This is a genomic window from Streptococcus huangxiaojuni (assembly GCF_040930515.1).
GTDB lineage: Bacteria > Bacillota > Bacilli > Lactobacillales > Streptococcaceae > Streptococcus > Streptococcus huangxiaojuni.
Genome location: NZ_JBFQEG010000009.1, coordinates 18,821 through 37,325 on the forward strand (window position 1 = coordinate 18,821; position 18,505 = coordinate 37,325).

The 18,505-nt window shown below is 37.6% G+C and carries 10 protein-coding genes and 2 pseudogenes; 1 reads left to right on the plus strand and 11 read right to left on the minus strand.

Translation table 11 applies throughout. The features are described from left to right. Positions 1–45: 45 nt before the first annotated feature. From AB3329_RS06450 to AB3329_RS06490, 9 genes and pseudogenes are all read right to left on the minus strand, one after another. Positions 46–627 (minus strand): GrpB family protein, encoded by a 582-nt coding sequence (locus AB3329_RS06450; protein WP_368394963.1) that lies wholly within the window; start codon positions 625–627, stop codon positions 46–48. Positions 628–733: 106 nt separating this feature from the next. Further along, positions 734–3,436, minus strand: a complete 2,703-nt coding sequence (locus AB3329_RS06455) for a TOTE conflict system archaeo-eukaryotic primase domain-containing protein (RefSeq protein ID WP_368394965.1) — start codon at positions 3,434–3,436, stop codon at positions 734–736. A 205-nt stretch (positions 3,437–3,641) separates the two neighbouring features. After that, positions 3,642–6,704 carry a type I restriction endonuclease subunit R gene (locus AB3329_RS06460; RefSeq protein ID WP_368394966.1) on the minus strand — a complete coding sequence of 1,021 codons (3,063 nt, stop codon included), beginning with the start codon at positions 6,702–6,704 and terminating at the stop codon, positions 3,642–3,644. A 31-nt stretch (positions 6,705–6,735) separates the two neighbouring features. Continuing rightward, complete coding sequence (locus tag AB3329_RS06465; protein WP_368394967.1) at positions 6,736–7,836, minus strand: AAA family ATPase; 1,101 nt, start codon at positions 7,834–7,836, stop codon at positions 6,736–6,738. A 14-nt stretch (positions 7,837–7,850) separates the two neighbouring features. After that, positions 7,851–8,306 carry a restriction endonuclease subunit S gene (locus tag AB3329_RS06470; RefSeq protein ID WP_438272899.1) on the minus strand — a complete coding sequence of 152 codons (456 nt, stop codon included), beginning with the start codon at positions 8,304–8,306 and terminating at the stop codon, positions 7,851–7,853. 92 nt (positions 8,307–8,398) lie between these two features. After that, entirely contained in the window at positions 8,399–9,757 is a 1,359-nt protein-coding gene (locus AB3329_RS06475) for a restriction endonuclease subunit S (protein ID WP_368394969.1), read from the minus strand. 11 nt (positions 9,758–9,768) lie between these two features. Then, on the minus strand, positions 9,769–10,644 hold the full coding sequence (locus AB3329_RS06480) for an Abi family protein (RefSeq protein ID WP_368394971.1): 876 nt from the start codon (positions 10,642–10,644) through the stop codon (positions 9,769–9,771). Between the two features lie 213 nt (positions 10,645–10,857). Next, positions 10,858–11,460 (minus strand): annotated as a pseudogene (gene fic / locus AB3329_RS06485) (protein adenylyltransferase Fic). Beyond that, a complete protein-coding gene (locus AB3329_RS06490) occupies positions 11,460–13,058 on the minus strand; it encodes a type I restriction-modification system subunit M (RefSeq protein ID WP_368394973.1) in 1,599 nt (532 codons plus the stop codon). The pseudogene fic and the gene AB3329_RS06490 overlap by 1 nt, the downstream one beginning before the upstream one ends. Positions 13,059–13,261: 203 nt before the next feature. Between AB3329_RS06490 and AB3329_RS06495 the strand changes: the two are divergent. Further along, positions 13,262–13,530: pseudogene (locus AB3329_RS06495) on the plus strand (transposase); the annotation flags it as partial. 312 nt (positions 13,531–13,842) lie between these two features. On the opposite strand, the gene AB3329_RS06500 reads toward AB3329_RS06495, so the two are convergent. Beyond that, a complete protein-coding gene (locus tag AB3329_RS06500) occupies positions 13,843–15,321 on the minus strand; it encodes a hypothetical protein (RefSeq protein ID WP_368394974.1) in 1,479 nt (492 codons plus the stop codon). 519 nt (positions 15,322–15,840) lie between these two features. Continuing rightward, positions 15,841–18,489: a valine--tRNA ligase gene (locus AB3329_RS06505; protein ID WP_368394975.1), complete on the minus strand. Its 2,649-nt coding sequence runs from the start codon at positions 18,487–18,489 to the stop codon at positions 15,841–15,843. Positions 18,490–18,505: the final 16 nt, after the last annotated feature.

The following is an 18,505-nucleotide window of genomic DNA, read 5'->3' on the forward strand; positions in this document are numbered from 1 at the left end:
CACCTCCTTAAGGACAAAGCCGCGAAAAACAAAGGAAACCGGACCTCAGCTTTTAGGATACCTGTCTGTTCCTGTAAACTCACTTTTTCCTAACTTCGTGTATTTCTTAATAAAGTCTGTTTTGGCTTCTGTATAGCCATCACGATTATGCTCAAACTTTTTCCAAAGCGACAGTTTCAAACGCTCATAATCCTTAGCAATCTCCGGGTGTCTGCGCAAATAATCGCAAAAATATAACTCATCACAGTCACCATATAAGCGTAAATGCAAATGAAAAACACGATCAGCAAAACCGGCATCTGTATAGCCCTTGTTAAAATAAGCCCTCTTTTTGGTTTCATTCATGCAGCGCCAGCCATGTTCCAGCAGCAGTTCTTTAACCTGCTCCATAGCACTGCAATCTTTCACTTCCAGCAGTATATCCACAATATTTTTAGCCCAAATATTAGGGACAGATGTACTGCCAATATGGTTTATTCTAACAAAAAAATCACTCGGCATCAAAGATAAAACAGCTTCTTTCTCCTCCTCATACCAACTTTCCCAATCTGCATTAGGCGCTACTAAAAATATAGGAAAAAGCTGCCAAAGCTCATCCAAACTCATATCTTCTAATTTTTTGTTCAATTGCTCTACTTCCCTTCTTATCAAAAACTTCACTTTTATATTTAAAATGATATTGTCATTCTATGTGTAAAAATAGAATAGAGCTATATAATGTGAAATCAGCATATCATATTGAATTATACTTATCCAGAAGTTCTTTTGCAATATCTGTACTTTCTAATCTCAATAAACTCATTGTTTCATCAAATTGATACCCTAATGGTGAAAGATTACCATACCAAACAATACTTGCATCAATAATGATAGCGTTTGTGGATATTTTCTCAGTCAATAAAGTTACCTTTAAATTGTCTTTTTCTAGCCCATTTAGCCATGAACTTAATTTATGCTTTATAGGAATTTGAAGTTCAATTTGCTTATCTCCTAATAGACTTAATAAATAGCAGATTCTATCAGTTGTTATTGAAGCTGTCCGAATAAAGATAGTTGAGTAAGATTTCTGTATATCCTCTATAAAGGTGCTTTCATATGTTTTACTACCAAATAAAGTCTGCTTCTGATCTTTTTCTTTTAACTGATAAGACATTTTACGATAGGCCACTTGCCTCTTCTGATACATTTTTTCAAGGTAAGGAACATGAATGTCAATATAATCTATAATCTCTACTTCATTTTTTCCTTGATAAGGACGATGAATCCGTCCAGCATATTGGATAAGATTATTTTTCCAAGACAAAGGGGCAGCTAAAATAAGTGTGTCTAGTTTAGGTAAATCAAATCCTTCCCCAATATACTTCCCTGTTGAAATAAGTACAAGCGGCGAATCATCTCCTAAAGCCTCCATTTTTTCTCGTATCTCTTTAGCACTTTTTCTCTTAATTTTACCACTTAATAGAAAAATATTAGATGATAACCCTTTCTGTATTAATAATTGTTTGAGGGTTTCAAGATGCTCAATACGATTAACAAGAACCAAGATTTTCCGTTTACTTTCATACAAATTGCAAATATCTTGGCAAATCATCTGATTACGAATTGTCTCTTTAGCAATCCATTCGTTAAGCTTTGAAAAACTTGTACTGTTAGATTTCTCAATATCCAATTTCCCAAAGGGTGTGAAGCGTAAAACCAGTATTTTATCAAAAGTAACTTGGTCAATTTCTGCAGTATGCAGAATATCACCTATTCTTTGAAAAATAATAGGTTCATGTCCATTCTTTCGCTCTGGTGTTGCTGTTAAACCATATAGGTACTTTCCAGAAAATTGCGAAATAACCTTTTCAAATTGCACAGCTGTTACGTGGTGACACTCACCCACAATCATCATATCATAGCCTGATAAAAATGTAGAAATATTATCCAACTGAAAAAGTGATTGAATCATAACAACATCAACTAGTTCGCTTCGCCATTTCTTAGAACCAGCATACTGACCAATATGCCCTATTTTCTTTTTCCGACCAGATGGTGTGTAGCGGACAGCTTCTTCCTCTTTAAAAGTTAAAAAAGCGGACAGCTTATCCAACCATTGCTCAAGAAGCTGACGATTATGGACTAAAATTATCGTTTTTTTCCTGCGATGTGCAACCAAAGCAGCTCCTAAAATTGTTTTCCCAAATCCCGTTTCAGCACACAAAAGTCCATTTTCTTTCCTAACTATATCAGCTAAAGCAAGCTCTTGTTCAAAACGTAATTGACCCGTGAAAACAACATTGATCGGATCGTGATAGTAACGGTTATCAATAATAGTAATCTGCTCAAAATATTCTTCTAATTTGGATAATAAACCTCTGGGAAGACGAATATCATTATCAGTTTCTTCAAAAAGATAAATACGTTCTGGCGTTTGATAGGTAGGCTGTCTAGTTGCTTGCTTTAAATAAAATTCAGGATTTGAAAAAGAGGCTAATGTCTTGAGAAAATGGCTTGTTTTAGCAGAAATCCTACTTTTTTCAACACTTAAAATATTCGACAATGTAAGCTCTAGGCAATTATCATCTTGCTGGTTAGTAATCGTGGCAGATAGCACTTTCTCTAATTGATTATATGGTATTTTCTGAATACTCTGCAGGTGTTCCCATTGGTCAATATAAGGCTGAAAACTTTCATCTACAAAGACAGTTCGCCCTTCTGCATAAGCCTTACCTTGTAAAGGCAGGGCAATAAGATTACCAAAGCCACCTTTAGGCAAAAAATCTTGATTTGGAAACATACGATCAAGCGAAGCAAAGCTAACTGATTGTGACTCTTGCATAGCCAATTCTAGTAAATTTTTCCCAAAATTTCTGGCTTGCTGGCACGAAATTTCTTCTTTAAAGAAAAACCAAGCATGAGCACCATTTCCAGAACGTGAAATTTCCACATAAACATTAAGCCCTTTCTTTTCTGCCACTTTCCTTAAGACCAAAACCGATTCTCGCCAATCAGCCTCATCAAAATCAATTACTAAAAAAGCACAAGTATCAGATTTACTGATAGGAAACATACCGATACTGCTGTCGCCTCGTAAATGTCTTTTTAGGATATCCTCAGTTAAAGGTTCGCATGTCCGTTTCTCGGGAGGCAGTTTACGCCAGCCATAATGATATGAAGGGTAGTACTGAATTTTCCCTTTATCATCGATATAAGACTTAGCGTAAACATCATTCCGCCCTTTAAAGAGTGAGAAATACAGCTGCAATTTTTCTTCAGTTGTCATCTTAGATTTTTGCAGTAAGAAATACTCCTGTAGATGCTCCTCACTGATGATAAACTGTTCATGGCTATCCTGATACTCAAGCAAATTCAAGACTTTAGCCATCCCATAATAGGGAAAACAGGCAAGTTGTTTAACTAACCTGCCTGTAGCTTTTTCGTAAAAATAGGACATCAGCAACTACCATCCTTTCAAATTCCAGTAATGAGATTGGACCTAATTTGCACCTTTATAAGAAATTTTAATACATCTAACTGGGATATTTCTAGTCAAAAATTGGCCTATAATTTTATAATACTTAGTTTGGTAAGTAAGCATTTTACATAAACATGTGTATCTACACTATATAATACCATTCTGCCCAAACTCGACTAAAAAACTATATTCCCTTATAAGTTTCAACAAGTTCCTGCAATTGTTGGTATATTTCCTGTTTTTTACGTTCTCTAGCACCTTTTCGACGAGAAGTAGGTGGCATTAACTCATTTAATTCCGTTCCTCCACTTGGTACATAGCCGCGTATAAGAGATTGCTTAATAAAGTGGCGATAATCCCCTTTAAGCCTCTCTTTTTCTGCAAGAGTTTGAATAGCTACTTCCTTTTGTTGACGTGCATAAGTGTAGAATGATTCTAAAATCGTCTGCTCATCTTGCAATTTTTCCTGATTATGGTCATTAATGAAAGATAAAACCAATTCTTCTTTGGATCGCATATCAATACTTGAGCGGATAACACGAGTCATTTCAGACTTCAAATCATCTTTTGAAACCGATGTTTTTGATTTTTCTGAAATCAAGTTAATGATATAATCTAAATTAATTTCTTCTGTTTTTAGTAATTCAATTTCAAACTCAATATCTGAAAAATCAATGCCCGAGTCAGTAGTGCCAACCCTGTTCCCACCGTATGCTTCTTCTCTAATATCAACATAAACACTACGCATATCCTGCATCAATCCTGGTGAAAACATGCTTCCTTCTTCCACAAATTCATCATAATTACGCAGAATATTTTCCATTTTTAAAACATCACCAAAAAGCTGAACAAATTCTCTTTTTTCAGATTCTAAATAGATTTCTGTTGGATCTGGATACTTGTCCAAAAGCTCTTGACAAATCTCCCGATAGCCTCTACTTGATTGCCCAGTCTCTTCGTCAACAAAACCATCCACATAATCTTGATAACTTTTTTCCAAAATAACATGGATGCTATTTTCATTTCCCTTACCATCCGGATCACCGAACCGCTTAATGGCATCTACTGTTGCTTTTTCAAGATCACGGAAACATACAATATTGCCAAAAGGTTTTTCTTTACTTAAAATACGATTTGTCCGAGAAAATGCTTGAATTAAACCATGGAAGCGTAGGTTTTTATCCACAAATAACGTATTCATGGTCGGTGCATCAAAACCAGTCAAAAACATCCCAACGACAATCAGCAGTTCAACCTCTTTATTTTTGACACGCTGTGATAAATCCTTATAATAATTTTGAAACTCTTTCGATTCAGTCGAAAAATTAGTCCGAAACATTTGGTTATAGTCGCCAATAGCCTTTGCTAAAAACTCCTTGGACGTTAAGTCCATGTAAGTTGGTTCAAAGCCTTCTTCAACAATTGTCCCATAAGCGCTCTGCTCTTCATTAGGAGTGTAACTAAAAATCGTTGCTATTTTTAATCGCCTATCATCAGGTAAGTCGGCTTGCTGACGATTAAGTTCTTCATAGTAAGCTTTAGCCGCTTTGACACTCTGAACGGCAAACATGGCATTAAAGCCGTTTAACCGCTTCCTCTTAAAAGTGTACTGGGTTCGTCGGTGTGTTTTATCATCAAAAACACGCAATAAATACTCTGATACTTTAGCAATGCGACTGGGATGAAGTAGGGTCTCGTTTTCTATTTTTGTCAGTTGTTTTTCATCACGCTCTTCCCCCACAGTCTGCTCTGCTTCTCTGAACTGGTTTAACTCAGGTTTGACATAGTTATAGTCCACTTTAAACTTCAAAACTTTTTGATCACGGATGGCATCTGTAATAATATAAGCATGAAGCTGTCGCCCAAAAACGTCAGCCGTCATTTGTCCGTTGAGACTATTCTCTTTAAAAATAGGTGTCCCTGTAAAACCAAATTGATAGTAATTTTTGAAACCAGATTGTATTTTTTTCTGGGAGGATCCAAACTGCGAGCGATGACACTCATCATATATCAGAACACATTGTTTTTCTAAAATAGGATGCATCGGATTGTTCTTGAGAAATTCATTCAATTTTTGGATAGTTGTGACAACAATCTTGCTATCATCCTTTTCAATCGCTTTTTTTAGTTCCTTGGTATTTTTACTGCCATTGACCGAATCTTTTTGGAATTTTTGATATTCTTTCATGGTTTGATAATCCAAATCCTTACGGTCTACAACAAAGAATACCTTATCAATATAATCCAATTCTGTCGCTAAACGGGCCGTTTTAAAGCTGGTTAAAGTTTTACCAGACCCCGTTGTATGCCAAACAAAGCCCCCAGCGTCAACACTTCCATAACGCTTATTTTCATGAGCGATATGGATTTGATGCAAGATACTTTCAGTCGCTGCAATCTGATAAGGCCTCATCACTAGCAGAGTATCATTAGCATCAAAAATACAATATTTGGTCAACAACGACAAAAGAGTCTGTTTGTTTAAAAAAGTTTGAGCAAAATCTTCTAAATCATGTATCGCTTGATTTCTTTTATCTGCCCATTCACAGGTAAATTCAAAATGGTTTTTATTCTGGGCAGTTGTGTTAGCAAAATAACGTGTCCTTGTTCCATTTGAAACAACAAAAAGCTGAATATATTGAAATAAAGAATGCTGCGTATTGAAAGACTCCTTACTGTAACGATGAATCTGTTCAAACGCTTCTTTCATCGGAACACCCCGTTTTTTCAATTCAATCTGCACTAACGGCAGGCCATTAACCAAGATTGTCACATCATAACGGTTTTTATAACTCCCTTTTTGAGTGATCTGATTAGCAACTTGCAAGTGATTCCGATGAATGTTTTTCTTATCAATCAGCATGATATTCTTAATTCTGCCATCATCAAAAATAAAGTCATAAATGTGATTTTCTTGAATTTTACGCGTTTTTTCAATCATGCCATCACTGACTTTATCTAGGTACTCATCTAAGAAACGCTGCCACTCTACATCAGTAAAGGTAATATCATTTAAACGCTGTAGTTGCTGACGCAAATTTAACAACAGAGCTGTTGTCGTCTTTTCAGTAAAGGGTTCATAATGCTGGCCAGAAATCAGATCTTTAAGCAGCTGCTCTTCCATTTCTTCTTCCGTTTGATAGACATCTCGATTGTAGCGTTCTGTCTTTACAAATTCTTCAATGATAATCCCATTAGGCATTTCAGCTACTGGTAAAGTCGTACGCTGTTGTTCATATGTTACCATAATAATTACTTGTCCTTACTTTTACTTACCGTTATTTTTCAAAAACCTTAAGATGATACTTATCTATAAATCCTTGATAAACCCTTTCCAAAACTGCACACTCCTGTATGTTTGGTTCTCGGTATTCAAATTCATTATTCTTACTATGACTATGAATATTTAAAACCCTAGCATAAAGAGCTTTTTCTTCCTCAGCAATACAGTCTGACCAGTTTGCATAACCTAAGAAAGTTGCTGTTTTTTCCAAAAGATTGCGCATGAGGTTAAAGTGGAATTTTTGCACATTACCATCTGTAATCGCTCGATGCAACTCTGACACCAGAATATGATGGTAGGCAAAGGGTGAGTCCGTTCGTTGTTTCTTTAATTGATAGTCATCATCTTTTCGAGTAAACGTGTAGCGAACAGAGGCTCTAACTTCTTGCCCTTGCGCTAAATCGTACTGCTTCCAATCATTTAAAGCATTGCAGATCGCATTGTAAAACAAGGCATGATGCGTGGTGATGATAAATTGCAATTCAGACGTAGAGGTCTTTATTAGATTAGCTAACTGGACAGCAACATTGATTACCTTACCATCATCTAAAGAAGATATCGGATCATCTATAAAAATACATTTGACCTTATCAAATTCAGCAGTACTACGGTCCTCTTGTTCCAGATTTAACTCATTGATAATAATGTCTAAAAGGTTATAGAAAATAGACCAAACAAACTGACTTTCCTCGCCTTTAGAAATTTTTATGGCAGGTGACGACTCTTCTGATTGCAGTAAAAAGCTGACTTCCGTAACCTCATTATTAAACTGAGGAAGAATATCTGATGACGTGTAGTCTTGAAAAACACGGATAACATCATGCTCTTTCCCTTGATCTTTGATAATTGTCTTGACAAAACTGGATCGGGGATTAATCATCAGTTTATAATTTTGCCCTTCATCAAAATCATTATCCCAGTAAAACAAATCTTCGGTAAAAGCGTTATAATAGACCACACTGGAATCCGAGGTATGCTCCACTAAATCTTTAAAAGTCAGAGAAAGTCTCGTTTTTCCTGTCCCATTAAAACCATAAATAATCTTAGCCCTTTTATTATTAGCATAGAGACGTTTTGCAATGTCGTTAAGTTTCATTTCGCTAAATCTTTCTAAAACGTTAAGAGTTTATCCCGAAAATATTCATATTGTTTCTGCCGCAGCCCGATTTCTTTTGGTAGACCTTGTGATAAGTCCGATGTTAGTTTATCGAAATTATCCAAGACTGAAACAAGGTATTTTTGTTTCTCTATGGATGGCAACGTGAAAACAAGATTTTCTAAGACCGTCCTAGACAAGCGAGGAATACTTGCTCTTCTTACTTGCGACTTTATCCTATCCTGTTTATTTAACAATGTGTAATATATAAATTTTGGAACCATATTATCAGAATTTTCTAAAGTAAAAACATCATCAGCAGCCCAAAAGTCCATATCACTATAACCAATTTCTCCTGCAGCACCTGCGCATATAACAAAAGTAGTTCCCTTTTGTCTATTAGCTTTATTATAAAACCCTAAGGGAACCATGCTATTTTGATATACAGGATATAAATCATCTGTTGCCAACTGACCTCGAACTACTCGCTTTCCTCGCTTCAACTCAACTATTGAGCCTAATCGGACTCTAATTGGCCCAAATACCCAATTTAAAAGCTTAATCAAGTCTGTGCTGTGCTGTGCTGTGCTGTGCTGTGCTGTGCTGTGCTGTGCTGTGCTGTGCTGTGCTGTGCTGTGCTGTGCTGTGCTGTGCTGTGCTGTGCTGTGCTGTGCTGTGCTGTGCTGTGCTGTGCTGTGCTGCCAGTATACACGCCTTGAGCGGCGAAAGTCAAGAGTTTATCTCTAAAAAATTCATACTGTTTTTGACGAAGTTCAATCTCTTTAGGTAGACCAATATTGAGGTCATTACAAACCGTATCAAAATTATCTAGGACTTGAACGATGCGTGATTGGATTTTCTTACTTGGAACTGGCAGTTTATATTGTTCAACCAAACTATTTGAAATTGCTGGATAACTAGCTCCACTTTGATTTTCTTCAACAAAGTTATTAAAGTCATTAGATGCGAAAATATGATATATATATTTGGGTAATACCTCATCAGAAGCCCTAAATACATAAAATCCTGTACTACAAATTTGATTATCGAATTCAAGAGGTATTTTTGCATATCTCCTCAGTGTTGGCCGAGTTGTTCCAAAAATAATATCATTTTCTTTCACAATCCTTTGAGCTCGACTAGGTGCAGTATACTTAGTAATTTTTGTAGTTTCTGTAATTTTCTTACTATTCCTATCAACAGATGAGAGATCTATATAAGAAAAGTGTTGTTCCCCTTGATTTTTCCAAGAAATATTCTCTGTCGGAAGCGCCACCTCCCCCAGCGTCTTCCACTCAACTTGATAAACTTTATTATCCTCCCCCGAACCATCTTCATCGAAGCTCAGGAGTTTATCTCTGTAAAAAGTATATTGCTTCTGGCGTAGGGTCAATTCTGTGGTCAATTCTGTGGTCAATTCTGTAACATATTCCGTAAATTTGTCAAGCATTTTGACGATTTCTTCTTGAATTTCTAGGGGTGGGATGGGGATTTTGATTTTAGCCATTACATTCGACATCAACTTAGGATTTCCCATGCCGGATGAAACGTGTTTTTTTGCTGAGATAGTTAGATAGTAATAAATAAATTTAGTAAGTAATTTATCTGTTTGGATATCTACTAAGCCACAGACATTTGTAATACTAAACTTCCCTTGTCGATAAAACACCGTTCCAGCATTTGCTCCATCAGTTGTCCAAGTTATGTATTCACCATCAAAATCAAAGGTTGAAATTTTTCCGATTTCCCCATCATTTGCAGTTTGAGAAGAGTAAACGGGATAATCACCCTTATTCTCTTCTAAGAATTGCTTAGACATCACTTTTCCACGTGAGAGTTTGGCAATATCTTTATCCCCCAACTCTCTCCATTCCACACCATTGGGGCAGAGGTCTGCTAGCATCTCTTCGATTTTAGTCATTAATTTCTCCTCTATTTCCTTAGTACTTTTTGCCAATTGTCTGTAAAGCCGATATGGTGGAGGTGGATTGCCTCCCGATACTTGGTGATAAGACCTTCCAATTTCGGTAGTACATTCTCATTCCATCTTTGCTGATCAGGATAGAGCATTTTGACCGCATACAATTGAGCCATCAGTCGATGTTTGAGTTTAAGGTCTTCTGCTATAAAAGGCGGTAGTTGCCCTGGCAACTTGCTAAAGGTAGTGTAATAAAGTCGATTATAGTGGGCACAGAAGTTTCTCAAGACGACTGCTACCTCAAGATAGGTCCGGACTTGTGCCGTTTTAAGCCCTAAGCTTTTGGCTATCTCCTGCTGAACAGCCGTTGGAGCATCCGCAAAAAACTTTGATGTCATACCAAAGGTAAAGAATTCAACCAATACCCAAATAGGGAATTGACCACCATACTTGTACTGATGATGTTGATAAATGAGGTCTTTCTTTCGCCGTTGGAGTTCTTGCTCCACATCTTGCAAAAAACTATTGTGGCGATGATACTTATTAAAATATTGAGCTTCCTTATAGGCTAGCGCACCATACAGATTAGCATGGTGATAGGCTACCTGCGTCCTTAAGTAGAGCTCGACAACTTCCAGGCACTCCAAAAGAAGTAAGCGCAACTCAGAGTCAAAAGAGTAAATCTGATAAATCTTCTCTAAACTCACCTTGGAACTGTCATAGGTTTTACTAACAACATCACGAAAGGGCAAAAAATAAGCAGTTAACCGATAATAGTTGACCCGTTGCAAAATACCTCTGGCATATTCTTCAGAGGTAATATCTTCACAACCATGCTCAATTAATTTGGCTACCTGCTCATTCCAAGTTTTAAATGCTTTTACTTCCATCTTAAACTTCCGTATAAAAAAATGTCCGCCTTGTCACATCAGAGAGAGGTGGGCGGTCCTATTAATATTATTCTACCCTATTTTCACATGCCTTGTCAAGAGAGCGAATTGCTTTATTTTGGAGAAAATGAAACGACCTAGCTCAAATAGTCATAAACGAAGGTCAATGGCAGTCGTACTCTTATCAGTAAAGACTTCATCATTAGACATGACTTACAAGTCCTCCGTCCTATAGAGACTATAACCTTCGTAGTAGGAGGAATGGTCGATTCCCTTCATCTCAATGGAGCAGTCGTCCACTTTACTTGTCAAAGCCTGTTTGATAACATACTTTATTCGATGTCCCAGATAGAGCTGCGCCCATAGCTAGAAGGTAGTCTTCCTTATCCACCTTTGACCAATCAACAACCTGTCCAATCTCTGTTTTCAACAGGTGGTCCAGCCATAAACGCATGCCACGGCCATTACCCTCCCGAAAAGGATGGGCTATATTCATTTCCACATATTTCTCAAGAATCTCATCCACCGTTGGCTGAGGCATCTCGTCAATAGTTTCAAGCGAATGGGACATATGCATGACTGGCGTAAAGCGAAAAAGGCCTTTTGCCATATTGACATCACGAACTTATCCTGCAAAAGTATAGATATTCTGAAACAGTTCTCTGTGAATAAAGGCCAAAGTTTCAAAACTAGCAGCCTTGTTTGTGGCTAACAAGCCTTGTTCAAATAATGCCTTGGCCCATTCCTTGCTTATCTTTTCTTCAGCCTTAGCTAGTTCCAAAGAATCGGTAATTCCAGTTTATTATCCAAAACCATTAGCTCAACTCCTCCACTATCTTATCGATTTCATGGCGAAGAACATCGATTTTCTTTACAGTTGCCGTAATTTCTTTATTGAGTTCAATAATATCAATTACTTCTCTGGTATCTCGCTTTTCAACATAGGTTGATACTGAGAGATTATAATCATGTTCCTTAGCAATGATAGCATTATCAACCAAACTAGCTTCGTGGTCAATGTCTTCTTTATTTTTAAATAGCTTAACAATTGCCTCAATGTTCTCTGAATTCAAAATTTTTCCATTGGTAACTGTTTCGTGAAACTTAGGCTTACCAGAGTCTGCTTCTTTTTCATCAGATGAGGCATCAATAAAGAGGGTTTTATCGTCAGATTTATTTTTAGCAAGAACTAAAACATAGGTTGCAATACTGGTTCCGTAAAAGAGATTGTCGGGAAGAGCAATAACCGCTTCAATAAAATTGTTATCTACAAGGTACTGTCGAATGGTTTTCTCGGCTCCTCCGCGGTAAAAGATACCAGGGAAACATACAATAGCCGCCCGACCTCTATTAGATAAATGATTGAGGCTATGCATGATAAAAGCAAAGTCAGCCTTGGACTTAGGTGCAAGTTTACCCGCTGGAGCAAAGCGTTCATCATTAATCAAGGTCGGATTATCAGTCCCAACCCATTTAACAGAATAAGGGGGATTAGATACAATAGCATCAAAAGGACGTTCATCTAGATGTTTGGGTTCGAGTAAAGTATCTCCGCGACGAATATCAAAATGGTTATAATTGATATTATGAAGGAACATATTCATCCGAGCCAGATTGTAATTGGTCATGTTAACTTCCTGACCAAAAAAACCATCTTCTAAGATATGGTCTTCAAATTGCTTTTTCATTTGTAAAAGCAGCGAACCAGACCCACAGGTTGGATCATAGACCTTATTAATTTTCGTTTTATCCACCATGACTATCTGCGCCAATAGTTTAGAGACTGTCTGCGGCGTAAAGAACTCACCTCCGCTTTTACCAGCATTGGAGGCATAGTTGGAGATTAAAAATTCATAAGCATCCCCAAAAGCATCAATATCATTCTCTTCAAAATTGCCAAAATCAATTTTGGCAATTCCTTTTAAAATTTTGACGAGACGTTGATTTTTTTCTGTAACCGAGCCACCTAAACGATTAGAAGTTGTATCTAAATCATCAAACAGCCCTTTAAAATCATTTTCAGAAGGGTGACCGATAGAGGAGCCTTCAATGTCTTTGAAAATTTTTGCTAGATCAGTGTTTAGATTATCATTTGTAGCAGCATCTTTGAGAACATTTTCAAATAGTTGGGAAGGAAGGATAAAGAAGCCCTTTTCATCGACTGTTCCTGGAAGAAAGTCTTCCTTTGCTTCCTCGTCGCTTAAATCAGCATACCGAAACGTTTCATCTCCTGCTTCATGTTCTGTTTGGTCAAAATAAGCTGCAATATTTTCAGAAATAAAACGATAAAACAAAATCCCCAAAACATACTGTTTAAAATCCCAACCATCTACTGCTCCACGAACATCATCCGCAATAGCCCAAATTTTTTGATGTAATCCTTGACGTTGCTGCCTTTCATTCTTAGCTGTCATTTATTTCTCCAATTATTATAAAAACTAGTTCTATTATATCACAAATCAATCTACTACCTTTTTCTTGAATATTCTCTTAATCTTGTTAAAACCCAACCTTATCGGCTGGGTCGATTGAAGACAAAGTCCTTAGAATTTAATTTCTAAGTTTTTTTGTTATTTTTAGGCGTATAATAGCCTAAAAAGAGCTTGTGAGCTATCTTATGTTTCACAAAGAAAAACCTGACTACAATCGTAATCAATTGGGCTTCTACACCCTAGACCAACTTATCACTGAAGATCATTTTCTCCGATAAGTGGATAAACTCATCGATTTTGAGTTTATCTATGACTTGGTTGAGAAAACTTATTCATCTGATAATGTAATGGCTGTCCAAGTCTGGATCCTATCCTGCTAATCAAAATTCCTATCCTTCAATGCTTCTATGGCATTCGCTCTATGCGCCAAACCATCAAGGATATTGAAGTGAATTAGATATGTTTGACAATAGTATTCGCATTAGTTGGCTGGTGGTATTTGGTGATTTCCTCATAGACCTGATCATAGATTACTCGCCACACGCTTGGCTATCGGTCGACTCTTCCATATAAACAGATGGATTCAGTCCATCCATTTTTGGAGAGCAAAAATTATTTCCCAAAGCTCTCGCTTGGCTTCGTAGGAGAGATTTGAATTGTCAATCTATATATATGTCAGTTTTATAGTTGAGCTTTCTACATGGATCTGCTCCCTTTATTATAATAGAAAAACTTCGAATATTTTTCGTCTGTTGTTATTATTCTCTCAGTATTTTAACTCTTGTAGATATGGGGTCTCTGAATAATTTAACGGGATCTTTATTACATTCCCAAAAAGATTAATTTTCTCAAATTTTACATTTGGCTTCATATTTATACCTCTAAATGGATCATTAAAAATCTTCTTTAGCCGTTCTGAGCAATTATCTGATTTCAATAATTCAGCATAGTGTTGAGTTAATAAAATACGGCAGTTAGAATCATAATAAACAGAATAATTTGTTAAGGTAAAATATAGTATTTCTTTAGGTTTTTTCCCTTCATACTTTCCATTGAAATACTTCTCGAAAATATTATCAAGCGTAATCGCTTTTTTTGCTTTTTCATTTTGTGTACTAGCTTTGGCTAGCATCCTTTTTAAACTTCTCAATTCTTTTATTGAATCCACTGGCAGTTTAAATTTTAACTCAATCACATGTACTATATTCGCCTTTTTATCATACACGATCAAGTCCTCTCCTGGACTTCCATCCTTATCTGTGTCAAAATCATACATGCTTGATTTCTGTAGTCTAAGCTCATTAATTTGATGTTTTTCTAGTTTCTTCTGCTCATTCTGGAAATGTGCTTCATTTTTCTGTAACAATAATCGAAGTAAATTTTTATCTAGTCTTTGGGAACTAAACATACTTATAGATAACAGTAGTTTACCATTGGTTGGTATAAAATACGATAAAAGTGGATCACCGTTTATATCTTCAAAATTATAGGTCAAAAATTCTACGATACTTTTTATCTTTTCACTACTCAAGTCAGTGATAAAATAAGATAATTGATTAATCCATTTATTTTTTTCTAACTCAATATAGCCAATATCATTCACTATCATAACTGGATTGATATATTCTGTTAATATAAAGAAGTCAATACCTTTACAAAAAAGTTTATAATCTTCCATAGAAAACTGACCAATGTTTATATCTACAGTCAAATCAAATATTTTCTCTGTTATATCTTCCAAACTTTCAGCATCTTCTAGTACAACATTCTGTTCCTTCGAATGCCAATACCCATTATAGATATCGTTTATTCTAAATACGTCGTCTTTATATTCAAATCGGATAACTTGGTCATTAAAAATAACTCTTACAATCTGCATTTTATAAAGTCGAATCATTTTTTTGAATTCTAAATAATCACATACTTGTTGAATTAATTTTATTAAATCAACCACATCAATTTGTAAATTATCTACTTGATGTTTCTCATGTAAATTATAAAAGATAAACGGTATTGAGGTTTGAATTACTTCCACTAACTTATGCCCACTCATTAATAAATCATCATTTGGAGACTGTGGAAGTGAAAATAGATTACCATTTGAAATCATAATAGATGTTTCAAGTCTTGAAATTAAAAACTTTATTGCTTTTTCTCTCCTAATTTTAAAGAAATCGTGTTTTAAAATTTCTTCTCTTATCTCTTCTTCTCTCTTTTCAAGTTGTTTTAAAATAGTATTTCCCATCAATAACACTCTTTCTATATAATTAGATCGATTATAAACCTTATCACATTTTAAACACATGTAATAGGACATATTTTGGATATTATTTCTGTCACGTCATGAATAATCTCTAAAAAACAAGATATCTGTGTGGTACAGTGCCAACTGAAAAATTCTTATTATACTCTCTCAAAAAATACAGCCTTTCAACCATATTCTAACATACGAAAATCAAGTTGCAATATTTTTCCTGTTTATACAAAAACTCATATATGAAAATCAGACTGCAATATTTTGCCTGTTTATACAAAAACCAAGCCCAGCTGTGAGCTGGGCTTGGTTTAGGAGATTTATGAAAAAGAAAAGTTTTAGGATTCCTATTTCTAGGATGGTTATAGTATACAGAGCTTTCCTTAAGTGAAGCTGAAAGTTTTCTTTCAGAAAGCTTAATCTTAATTTCGGCTTTGCATTCTTATGGCGGACACAAAGACAGAGACAGCAAGAGCAGTCAAAAATAAAGTTTTTCCAGTATTTCTATTATTATTTCACCAACCTCTTCATCTCTTCAATCCGCGCCATTGTCGCATCGTATTTAGCTTGGTAGTCGGCTTGTTTTTGCCGTTCTTTTTCGACGATTTCCGGTTTGGCCTTGGCGACAAATTTTTCATTGCCCAGCTTTTTGCCAACCATATCCAATTCTTTCTGCCACTTACTGAGTTCTTTACTGAGTCGGGTCAGCTCCTCATCAACATTAAGGAGATCAGCCAGCGGCAGGAAGAGCTCTGCTCCTGTGATCACACTGGACATTGTTAGTTCCGGAGCTTCAATATGCTCAGAAATTTCCAAATGCTCCGGATTGGTAAAACGTCTGATGTAGCTGATATTTTCCTTAAAGAAACGCTCCAGTTTGCTGTCGCTGGTCTTGATAAGAATGGTAATGGGTTTGCTTGGAGCAACATTGACTTCTGCTCTGCTGTTGCGCACCGCACGAATCAAGTCCTTGAGGCTTTCCACTCCCTTGTGAGCTTCTGCATTATCAAAGGCAGGGTTCACTAGCGGATAGGCTGCTGTCACGATTGAACCATCAGCATATTGGCCAAAAATTTCCTCAGTTACAAAAGGCATGATAGGGTGAAGCAGGCGCAGGATGTTATCCAAGGTATAAAGCAGAACAGAACGGGTGATGATTTTTTCATCTTCATTGTTGCTGTAAAGCACTTCTTTAGTCAGCTCCACATACCAATCGGCAAACTCGTCCCAGATAAAGTTATAGAGACTGTGGCCTGCCACACCGAATTCAAATTTATCAAAGTTTTCAGTTACTTTTTCAATTGTCTTATTGAGGTTGTGGAGAATCCAGCGGTCTGTCACATTGCCGGCCTGACCAGCTGCTACCTTAGCCACATTCTCACTAGCTGCAGAAAGCTCTAAGCCCTCATTGTTCATGAGAATGTAGCGGGATATATTCCAAATCTTGTTAATAAAATTCCAAGCAGCATCCATTTTCTCGTAAGAAAAGCGGACATCCTGCCCTGGGGCAGAACCGTTGGAGAGGAACCAGCGCAGGGCATCGGCTCCATACTGGTCAATGACATCCATAGGATCGATGCCATTTCCAAGAGACTTGGACATCTTGCGGCCCTGTTCATCGCGGATAAGGCCGTGAAGCAGGACATTTTGGAAGGGTCTGCGGCCGGTGAACTCTAAAGATTGGAAAATCATACGCGACACCCAGAAAAAGATAATATCATAACCTGTAACTAGGGTTGAAGTTGGGAAATAACGTTTGAAGTCCTCACTTTCAGTGTCTGGCCAGCCCATAGTGGAAAACGGCCAGAGAGCAGAAGAAAACCAGGTGTCAAGGACGTCTTCGTCTTGTGTCCAGCCATCACCTTGCGGAGCTTCTTCTCCAACATAGATGTCCCCGTCAGCATTGTACCAAGCAGGAATCTGGTGTCCCCACCAGAGCTGGCGGGAAATCACCCAGTCATGAACATTTTCCATCCATTGCAGGAAGGTGTCGTTGAAGCGTGTCGGATAGAAATCCACCTTATCATCTGTCGCCTGATTGGCAATGGCATGTTTAGCCAGCTCATCCATTTTGACAAACCATTGGGTGGACAGGCGCGGTTCAACTGGGACACCGGTGCGCTCTGAATGACCGACAGAGTGGACATGTTTTTCAATCTTGACAAGGGCACCGATTTCTTCCAGTTTGGCAACTGTTGCCTTGCGGGCTTCGAAACGCTCCATCCCGGAAAACTCACCGGCCAGGTCATTCATTGTTCCGTCATCATTCATGACATTAACCTGAGGCAGGTTATGGCGCTGACCGACCTCAAAGTCATTCGGATCATGAGCAGGGGTGATTTTCACAACCCCCGTTCCAAACTCAGGATCAGCGTGTTCATCAGCCACGATTGGAATAGCTTTATTGACGATTGGCAGGATGACATTTTGGCCAATCAGGTCTCTATAGCGCGGATCCTCCGGATTAACAGCGACAGCTACATCTCCAAACATGGTTTCAGGCCGTGTTGTTGCGACTTCTAAAGCACGCGAACCATCTTCAAGCATGTAGTTCATATGGTAGAAGGCTCCCTCGACATCTTTATGAATAACCTCAATGTCTGACAGAGCTGTTCTGGCAGCCGGATCCCAGTTGATGATGAACTCACCGCGGTAAATCCAGCCTTTTTTATAAAGGTCAACAAAAACCCTGCGGACAGCTTTCGACAAGCCGTCATCCAGCGTAAATCGCTCACGCGCATAATCAAGAGAAAGCCCCAGCTTCCCCCACTGCTCCTTGATGGTTGCCGCATACTCGTCCTTCCATTCCCAGACTTTATCCAAGAATTTCTCACGACCCAGATCGTAGCGGGAAATCCCTTGCTGGCGCAGACGCTCCTCAACCTTTGCCTGAGTGGCAATCCCTGCATGGTCCATCCCCGGCAGCCAGAGGGTATCAAAGCCCTGCATGCGCTTCTGGCGGATAATGATATCCTGCAAGGCCGTGTCCCAAGCATGCCCTAAGTGCAGTTTCCCAGTAACATTGGGCGGCGGAATCACGATGGAATAGGGCTTAGCCTTCTTATCCCCTGACGGCTTAAAAACATCTTGGTCCAACCAAGTTTGATAACGCCCAGCCTCAACCTCGGCCGGATTGTATTTTGGTGAAAGTTGTTTCATTTTTCCTCCCTTATTT